Source organism: Pseudoxanthomonas sp. CCNWLY206-1, assembly GCF_039710385.1.
Taxonomy (GTDB): Bacteria; Pseudomonadota; Gammaproteobacteria; order Xanthomonadales; family Xanthomonadaceae; genus Pseudoxanthomonas_A.
Genome location: NZ_JBDKXI010000005.1, coordinates 75808 through 85331 on the forward strand (window position 1 = coordinate 75808; position 9524 = coordinate 85331).

At 61.6% G+C, this 9524-nt stretch carries 8 protein-coding genes; 7 read left to right on the plus strand and 1 reads right to left on the minus strand.

Annotation, left to right across the window (positions count from 1 at the left end; genetic code table 11):
* The first annotated feature begins 47 nt into the window (after positions 1–47).
* Complete coding sequence (locus AADW18_RS12550; RefSeq protein ID WP_337343737.1) at positions 48–2990, plus strand: TonB-dependent receptor; 2943 nt, start codon at positions 48–50, stop codon at positions 2988–2990.
* Between the two features lie 134 nt (positions 2991–3124).
* Entirely contained in the window at positions 3125–3868 is a 744-nt protein-coding gene (locus AADW18_RS12555) for a FadR/GntR family transcriptional regulator (RefSeq protein ID WP_337343738.1), read from the plus strand.
* Positions 3869–3909: 41 nt separating this feature from the next.
* Here the strand turns inward: AADW18_RS12555 and AADW18_RS12560 are convergent, their stop codons facing one another.
* Entirely contained in the window at positions 3910–4146 is a 237-nt protein-coding gene (locus AADW18_RS12560; RefSeq protein WP_337343739.1) for a hypothetical protein, read from the minus strand.
* A 140-nt stretch (positions 4147–4286) separates the two neighbouring features.
* Between AADW18_RS12560 and AADW18_RS12565 the strand changes: the two genes are divergently transcribed.
* The 5 genes from AADW18_RS12565 (at position 4287) to AADW18_RS12585 (ending at position 9507) form a co-directional block, all read left to right on the plus strand.
* Entirely contained in the window at positions 4287–5159 is an 873-nt protein-coding gene (locus AADW18_RS12565) for a LysR substrate-binding domain-containing protein (protein WP_337343740.1), read from the plus strand.
* 61 nt (positions 5160–5220) lie between these two features.
* Positions 5221–6930 (plus strand): bifunctional isocitrate dehydrogenase kinase/phosphatase, encoded by a 1710-nt coding sequence (aceK, locus tag AADW18_RS12570; protein WP_337343741.1) that lies wholly within the window; start codon positions 5221–5223, stop codon positions 6928–6930.
* A 243-nt stretch (positions 6931–7173) separates the two neighbouring features.
* Entirely contained in the window at positions 7174–7635 is a 462-nt protein-coding gene (locus AADW18_RS12575) for a DUF305 domain-containing protein (RefSeq protein WP_337343742.1), read from the plus strand.
* 349 nt (positions 7636–7984) lie between these two features.
* Entirely contained in the window at positions 7985–8860 is an 876-nt protein-coding gene (locus tag AADW18_RS12580) for a methyltransferase (protein WP_337343743.1), read from the plus strand.
* A gap of 101 nt (positions 8861–8961) precedes the next feature.
* On the plus strand, positions 8962–9507 hold the full coding sequence (locus tag AADW18_RS12585; protein WP_337343744.1) for a pseudouridine synthase: 546 nt from the start codon (positions 8962–8964) through the stop codon (positions 9505–9507).
* The last annotated feature ends 17 nt before the right edge of the window (positions 9508–9524 follow it).

Consider the following 9524-nt stretch of genomic DNA (forward strand, 5'->3'; position numbering starts at 1 on the left):
TCGTCGGGCATCCAGCCCGCCAGCGGGCGTAGACATGGGAGAGAGTTATGCGGCGCTATTTGCCGGTCAAACGTGTCCAGCGATCCATGCTTCGGAACGCGTTGCTGTATGCCATTTGGGCGTCCCTTGGCGCTGCGGCGACCACCTCGGCACAGGAAGCGCCGCCCGCGAATCCCGCCGCCGCCCCGGCCCAACCGGCAACGCAGGAAGCCGCACCGCCCAACCAAACGCCAGTCACGCTGGACGAAGTCATCGTCACCGGCATCCGCGGCTCGATCCAGTCTTCGATCCAGACCAAGCGCGACGCCACCGTGATCTCGGACGCGTTGTCAGCCACCGACATCGGCGATCTGCCGGCATTGTCGATCGGTGAAGCGATCGAAACCATTACTGGCGCTTCCACCCACCGCGAGAAGGGCGGCGCAACCGAGATTTCGGTGCGCGGTCTTGGCCCGTTCCTGGGTTCGGCCACTTTCAATGGCCGCGAAGCGACCAACGGCAGCGGCGACCGCTCGGTGAATTTCAACCAGTTCCCCGCCGAGCTGATCAACACGGTGCAGATCTACAAGACTCAGCAGGCCGATTTCATCGAAGGCGGCATCGCCGGCACGATCAACATGGAGACGGTCAAGCCGTTGTCGTTCGGCGAACGCCGGATCCAGTTGGAAGGCCGCGCCACCTATCCGGAATACGACGGCAAGCTTAAGGACGGCGACGGCACGGGCTGGCGTGGTACCGCCAGCTACCTCGACCAGTTCGAGTTCGCCAACGGTGGCAGGCTCGGAATTTCGATGGGCGTGCAGAGTTTGGAAGGCAGCAACCCCGAGGAAGTCGCCGCCACCAGTTCCACCTGGACCGCGTGCGATGCGACGCTCAGCAGACCGAACGCAAACTGCGATGCCACGGTCGGCGGCGTGAATGGCGGCATCCTTCCCGGCGATCCCAGGGCGGGCAATACGCCGTTCTACCTGATCCCCAACGGCCGCACGTATCGCCAACTGGTGGAACACGACAAGCGCGATGCCGCCTTCGCCGCCCTGCAATGGCAGCCGAACGACACCATGGAGGTGAACTTCGACTATCAGTGGTCCGACCGTACCTTCAGCGAGGACCGCAACGAGCTGGTCCTTCCCGACGGGCGCCGCAGCATCAGCAATATGGTGGCCGACGCGGATGGTGTCGTGCGCTCGTTCAACGGACAGAGCGGCATCGAGACCAACTCCAACTACAAGGTGCGTGCGGAGGAATACGAAGGCGCCGGACTCAACTTCCAGTGGCGTCCGAGTGCCGCCTGGCTGTTCGCGACGGACTTCGCGTATTCGCACACGCTGCGCACCGAGAACGACTGGGTAGTGCGTTTGCGTGCCGACGACGATGACATCTACGGCAATGATGTCCCGGGTATCCGAGGCGCGCGCTATGTCGATTACCGCTATGACCATCGTGGCGACGTGCCGGCACTGGTCATCGATCCAGCCTTCGACATCACCCGCTGGGAGAATTTCAGCGATGCGCCACGGCTGCGCCGCGACGAACAGCTGCGCGAGCACACGCTGCGCGCGTTCCGCTTCGACAGCAGTTATTTCCCGGAAAGCGGTTTCTTCACCGCCATCAAGGGCGGCGTTCGCTATGCGCAGTCGGACTACCGCGACTACGACGACCGCGTGGAGATCAATGCCGCCCGTGGCTTGGTTCGCGACGCCAATCTCGCCTGCCGCACCGCCTTCCCGCAGGACGATTTCCTCGATGAAGCCAGCGGCAACACGATCAATAGTTGGGCTACCTTCGATTCCCGCTGCCTGTTCCGCGCGCTCTCCGGCGTGGACGACACCGGCCGCAACGCCGACCTGCGCAATCCCGCCAACAACGATATCGGCGAGAAGACGCAGGCTGTCTATCTGATGGGCGACTTCGCATCGGAATGGTTCGGCTTGCCGGCCACCGGTAACTTCGGCGTGCGCTGGGTCAAGACCGACGTGCGTTCGGTGGGCCTGCGCAGCGACCTGGATGTGGTGCGTAATGGCGACGGCACGATCACGGTCGAATCCACCGGCGAGTTCGAGACACAGGTAGTCAAGGCGTCCAACGACGTGCTGCTGCCCAGCTTCAACGTCGCGCTTGAACTGGCGGATGACAAAGTCCTGCGCCTGGGCGTGTATCGCGCCATGGCGCGGCCTGATCTCAGCGCGCTGGGCGCGGGTCGCACTATCGTAGTGGAAGACGGCGAATTCACCAGCATCGAAGACGCCATCGACAGCATCGCGGCGACCGGCAACCCAAGCACCAAACCACTGTTGTCCTGGAACGGCGATATTTCGTTCGAGTGGTATCCGAACCGGGATTCGCTGCTTAGCGCCGCCATCTACTACAAGCAATTCACCGGCGGCGACATTCCGACCGTGATCGACGAGACTTTCGTGATCGACGGCGAAACCGTGGTGGTGCCGGTCGAGCAGTACGCCACGACGGACGAGAAGAGCGATCTGTTCGGCGTCGAGTTCACCGGGTCGCACCGCTTCTCGTATCTGCCCGCGCCATTCGATGGTCTTGGCGTCAAGGTTAGCTACAACTACGCCGATTCCAACTTCGAGAACCATGACCTGCGACTCGGCGACCAGGTCGATCCGGAAACCGGCGAGATCACTCCCGGTCTGGTCGAACCCGCCAGTATCTTCGGCCTGTCCAAACACGTCGCCTCAGGCTCGCTGTATTGGACGCTTGGGCCGGTGGACCTGCAGGCGATCTACAAGTACCGCTCGGAGTACTACCAGCGCTTCGTCGGTGCACCCTCGCAGAACCGCTATATCCATGGCGGTTCGACGGTGGATTTCCGCACAACCTGGCGCGTGAACAAAAACCTGTCGTTCTCGCTGGAAGCGTCCAACCTGACCGATGAGCCACGTATTTCCGACATGCCGGTCATGGGCAATTTCCACGAATACCACGCCTACGGGCGGCGCTATTATTTGGGTGTACGATATCGATTCTGAACGCGGCGGCGCGGCCTGGGGCCGCGCCGTTTTTTTCCAGGCGCCCGGCTTAGATCAGAGTTTCCGATTCGAGCTATCAATCCAGGCTTTCGATCCGAACGCGGCGCCAGTCACCCACAGGTTCTGATTCCACGATGTCCGAGAGCCGTCTCTATCAATCCATAGCCGCCGAGATCCTGAAGCTGATCGAGTCGGGCGAGTTCCCGGTGGGTTCGCGCTTGCCCGGTGAACGGGATTTGGCCGAACGCTTCGGAGTCAGCCGGGTCACCATCCGCGAGGCCGAGATCGCGCTGGAAGCGCAGGGCCGGATCAGCATCAAGACCGGCTCGGGCGTGTATGTGAAAGCCCGCGGCTCGGACACCCTGGGCGCATTGCCCGACGTCACTGCGTTCGATCTGACCGCAGCACGCGCGGTGATCGAAGCCGAAGCGGCCGCGCTTGCCGCCAGTCATGTCACCGACGATGAACTGGCTGAACTGGAAGCGTTGATCGCGGCGATGTCGGACCCGAATGCGACGGACCAGGCCGCCAACGAAGCCGACCAGAAATTCCACTTGGCCATCGCCCGCATCGCCGGCAATCCGGTGGTCGAGTACTGCATTCACCTGATTTGGCGCATGCGCAACGATCTGCCGCGCGTGCGCCAGGTCTATGCACGGGTATGCCACAACGACAGCAACTCGCGCACCGAAGAACATGCCGCCATCCTGACCGCACTGCAGCGTCGCGACCCGGCAGCGGCACGCAACGCGATGCGCAGCCACTTCCAGCGCCTGTTCGAATCCATGCTGGAAGCCACCGAAAGCGAAGCACTGGCAGAAGTACGCCGCCGCACCCAGCAGGACCGCGAACGCTTCCTCGCTACCACGCGGATTTAAAGGCAACCCGTATAGGGTGAGGCCCGGCCCGCTCTACGGGTTTAACGGAACAACGACAACGCCGTCATCTGGCGCATCTGCCGGGTGTAGTCGGCCTGTCTCGCGGCGGCAATGGAACGCGCTGAGCTTTCGGCTTCGGTCTTGCGGGTACCTGTGTCGATGTTCTTTTGCGCAGCCTTGGCCGCGTCGGCCGTGGCGATATGGCCGTCCAGGAACAACATGCCCTGGCTGATTGCGCCCAGCTGGCGCCACCACGATGTATTCGTATTGGTACGCATGGGTCTTCTCCTGTCTCGCCGGCCTATCCGGCTTGAACGGTTACCAAGTTAGGCGCATGCTGCCGCCCGAAAAAGCGAAACATCCACAAGCCAGGCTTGAGGTTTGTTTAAGACTGGCCGGACCCACCTCAGGGCACACGATGAGCCGACTCCCGCTGGACCAGATCGACGCTTTCGTCACCGCAGCGCGACTGCGCAACCTGACCCGCGCCGCCGAAGCGATGCACCTGACCGTCAGCGCATTGAGCCACCGCATGCGCCTGCTGGAAGAGCGGCTGGGCCAGCGCGTGCTCGCACGCGGGCCACGCGGAGTGGAACTGACTCCCGCCGGGCAACGGCTGTTCGATGCCGTCGCCGCGCCTTTGGATGCGATCGAAAACGCGTTGCAACGGCTCAGCCTGCACACCGACCACATGGTCACGCTGAGCCTCATCCCTTCGATGGCCACCGCGTGGCTGGTGCCGCGGCTGCCCGATTTCCTGGCCGCGCACCCTGAGCTTGGACTCAATCTGCAGTCCAGTACGCACGTGGTCGACTTCGAACGTGAGCCGGTGGACATGGCATTGCGGCTGGGCGGCGGGCGCTGGCCCGGTGTGCACTCGGAGTTTCTCTTTCACGAGTGGATCACCCCGGTCGCCAGTCCGCAGCTGTTGGAGAAGTACGGCAGGCCATCGCTTGCGACCTTGCCCAAGCTACCGTTGCTGGGTGACCCGGCCAATCGCTGGAAAGACTGGTTCGAACACTATGGCGGTGAGCCGCCTGTGCGCTACGTGGCGCAGTTCGACGATACCGAAACGCTGCACCAAGCCGCCGCGCAGGGCGTAGGCGTGGCATTGGCGCGTTGGACGCTGGCCGAGCCGCTGATCAAGGCCGGCCGGTTGGTACCGTTGACGAAGAAGCGCCTGAAGGCCAACTTCGCCCACTACCTGGTTTACCCGGAGCGCAGCGTGGCGCACCCGGGTTGCCAGAAGATGCGCCAATGGCTGCTGGACCAGGCCGCCGTGCAGCCGTGATGATTGCTTGCGGCGGATGATGGCTTGGCAACATGACGATGCGCGCCGCTAAGATGCCGGCATGATTCGCGCCGATACCATCGCCCGACTGATACACGACGCCTTCGCGGATTATCACGCTCGCTTTGCCGACATCACCCGCCGCGCCAAGCAGCGTTTCGAAACCCGGGACTGGGCCGGTGCGCGCGTCGATGCGGTGGATCGCATCGAACTGTACGACCAGTGCGTTGCCGAATGCGCGCTTCGTCTGCAATCGGTATTACTGGGGCAGGCACACGATAGAGCGTTGTGGTCGCAGGTGCGCGATCATTACGATCGACTGATCGGCGAACTGATCGATCGTGAGTTGTACAAGACGTTCTACAACACGCTCAGCCGACGTTTCTTCAAGACGCGCGGCGTGGATCCGTCTATCGAGTTCATCGCACTGGACATCGAGCCCACCGACGCGATCACGCATCCGGTGGCGCGGCACAGCTATGCGATTTCGGAGCTGCGGCCCACCGAGACTTTCGTTCGCGTGCTGAGCGACTACCGTTTCGATGTGCCCTACGCCCACATCACCCGATGCGCCGCGGCCATCGCCGTGCGACTGCAGGACGATCTGGCGCATTGGGGCGAGCATCCGGCTCATTCCATCGAGCTGCTGGACACGGTGTTCTACCGAGAACGGCGTGCCTATCTGGTCGGCCGGGTCTTCGGTGAACATCGCTTCTCGCCGTGCGTCATTGCGCTGGTCAACGACAATGGTCAGCTACGCGCCGAAGCGGTGCTGACCAGCCGTGCGGATGTAACGCAATTGTTTAGCTATTCGCGCAGCTATTTCCACGCCGATCTGTCTACCGTCGGCGATGCCGTGGTTTTTCTGCGCACGCTGGTACCCAACAAGCCCATCGACGAAATCTACACGGTGCTGGGCCGCGCCAAACAGGGGAAGACCGAGCGCTTTCGCACGTTCTTCCGTCATTTCGCCAGTCACCCCAACGAGCAGTTGGTCCCGGCGGAAGGCACGCGCGGCATGGTGATGGTGGTGTTTACGTTGCCCAGCTATCCGCTGGTATTCAAGGTGATCCGCGACAAGTTCGCGTATCCCAAGGAGATGAGCCGCAAGGACGTGGAAGACAAGTATTCGCTGGTGTTTCACCTCGACCGCGTGGGTCGCCTGCTGGATGCGCAGCCCTATCGCTTCCTGCGTTTTCCGCGCGCGCGTTTTTCACCCGCCATATTGGAAGAGCTGATCAACGGCTGCGCCGGCAGCATCACTGAAGACGGCGACGACCTGATTGTTCATCTGTGCTATGTGCAACGCCGCTTGCGGCCGCTGAATCTCTATCTGCGCGAACAGAAGCCGGAAGCCGCGCGCGCCGCCGCCATCGATTATGGCCAGGCCATCAAGGACATGGCGCGCAACAACATCTTCCCCGGCGACATGCTGTTGAAGAACTTCGGTATGTCCCGCCACGGCCGCGCGGTGTTCTACGACTACGACGAGTTGTGCCTGATCACCGACTGCAACTTTCGCGACTATCCGACGCCCACGACTTACGAAGAGGAAATGGCGGATGGACCGTGGTTCTATGTGGGACCCAAGGATGTCTTCCCCGAGCGTTTCCCGCAGTTCCTTGGCTTGCCCGATCCATTGGCCAAAGCACTGAAAGCCGTGCATGGCGAGTTGTTTCAGGCCGAGTGGTGGCGGCAGCTGCAAGCGCGGCTGAAAGCAGGCGACTATCCGGATACTCCTCCTTATCCGGATACTTTGAAGTTGGCATAGGGGCAGCGGAGTCCCCAAGGGGATGCCACAGGCACTGCTCAACGTGTGGCGTCGGCCGCTTCGTTGCTCCAAGCGGCGCCAACCATGGACCTTGCTCACGACCAGGGTTGTAGCCGAACCGAGATATCACAGCTTCTCGACACTTCCGGTTCGACCATCGGATTGCCGATGGCAGGCGGACGCCACGCGCGTGCCGCATTCTCCCTTCCATCGAGAACCTTTTTTTTCCAAGAGGAGTTCGCTATGGATCATTCCATGCAAGGCCATCACTACCGTCGTTTGCTGGTGATGATGGCGTTGTCGTTCCTTGCCATGTACGTGCTGATGTACGCCATGGTCGATCGGCTTCCCCACGTGTTCAACAGCATCAACCAGGTCTATATGGCAGGCCTGATGGCAGCGGCCATGCTGATCATCGAACTGCTGGCAATGGGCAGTATGTATCCGCAGAAGAAATGGAACACGATTCTCATCATCGTGGGCGCTGTGGCCCTGATCGGCTTCTGGCTGGCGATCAGGCAACAAGCCGCTGTCGGTGACCGGCAGTTCCTGAGGTCAATGATTCCCCATCACTCCGGCGCGATCTTGATGTGCCAACAAGCCAAACTTACCGATCCGGAGATCAAGACATTGTGCGAATCGATCATCACCGGTCAGCAGTCGGAGATCGACCAGATGAAGGCGATGCTGGAGCGGAAACGGTAAGTGGTGAATGGTGAATGGTGAATGGTGAATGGTGAATGGTGAGCGGGAAAGCTTTGCTTTGCCTCCTTTTACAAAGGGGGCTACGGGGGATTTGCTTTTGCTTTGTCTCTACAAGCCAAAGCAAATCCCCCTCAAATGCTTTTCAACCGCCGAATGGCGGGGCATCTCCTTTGAAGGATAGGGGAGGTATAGCAAAAGCCTCTGCTTTCTTCAGTCGCTTGTCTTTTGACTCTCGGGTCCCCTGAGCCCGACTCTCCACTCACCGCTCCCAGCCCACCGCTCACCGCTTCCCCGCTCTCCGCTAACCCGGCGCATGCTAGGCTCCGCGCACTTTCTCGGAGACAAGCCTATGACTCGTATTTCCCTGTGCCTGGCTGTTGTAACCGCTCTGGTCGCATCGCAACCGTTGTTGGCCGAATCACCCGCCACTAAGACTAAAGCCGCCGCTGGCGCGGTATCGGCAGTCGACGCCGCCACTTTCGACACCGTGCTGAAAGGCAGCTGGCGCACGCCGGAAAACGTGGCTCGGGATAAGTACCGTCATCCGGCCGAAACGCTGTCGTTCTTCGGAGTGAAGCCGACGCATACCGTGGTGGAAATCACCCCGGGCGGTGGTTGGTATTCCGAGATCCTGGCGCCTTATCTGCGTGACCAGGGCCGTTACGTGGCTGCGGTGGTCGATCCGATGGCCGTGGCTGAAGGCCGTGGCCGCGATTATCAGCAGCGTGGCAAGACCCGCCTGGAAGAGAAGTTCGCGGCCGCTCCCGCACAGTACGGAAAGGCCGAAGTCGTGGCGTATTCGCCCACCGCGCCGGTATTCGGTGCGCCGGGCTCCGCGGATGTCGTGCTGACCTTCCGTAACGTACACAACTGGCGCTCGGCCAAACAAGCAGAAGGCATGTTCAAAGGCTTCTTTGCCGTACTGAAGCCGGGCGGCGTGTTGGGCGTGGTGGAGCATCGTGCGGCCAAGGACGTACCCGAGGACGACAAGTCCGGTTACGTCGGCCAAGCGCAGGTGATTGCGATGGCCGAAGCGGCGGGGTTCAAGCTGGATGCCAAGAGCGAGGTCAACGCCAACCCACGCGACACCAAGAATCATCCCAACGGCGTCTGGACGTTGCCGCCGTCGAACGACCACGAAGGTATCGATGCCGCCGACGCAGCCAAGTACAAGGCTATCGGCGAAAGCGACCGGATGACGCTGCGGTTCGTGAAACAGGCGTAGTACTAGGGGCCGATCTGCTTTTGCTCGTCATCCCAGCTTGCGCTGGGATGACGAATCATTGTTCCTTGGAAATTATTTTTTCTTGCGACTGACTTCCTTCCTTGCTCATCGCCTTCAACAAACCCTTCAACGTGCTCTGCCAGTTCACCGACCGCAGCCAACCGCCGCGACGAACGTTGGCGGAGTTCGGGCTGCCGCCGCAGGTGTATGCAGCAGGGCGACTGGACTACGACAGTGAAGGGCTGCTGCTGCTCACCGATGATGGCGGCTTGGCGCACCGGTTGACCGATCCACGGCACAAGCAGCCGAAAACTTATTGGGCGCAAGTGGAAGGCGTGCCTGACCAGGCGCAGCTATCGGCACTGCGGACGGGCGTGGTCTTGAATGACGGTCCTACCCGCACAGCGAAGATTGGCCTGTTGGACGCTGCACCTGGGCTATGGCCGCGCGATCCACCCGTGCGTTATCGCAAGACCGTGCCGGACGCGTGGCTGGAACTGGCAATTACCGAAGGCCGTAACCGGCAGGTCCGCCGCATGACCGCGGCGGTCGGCCTGCCGACCCTGCGGCTGGTGCGGGCGGCGATTGGCGATATCGGATTGGAAGGCTTATTGCCCGGTCAATGGCGAGAGGTGCAGGGGTTGTAGGCGCGGCGTCCCGCCGC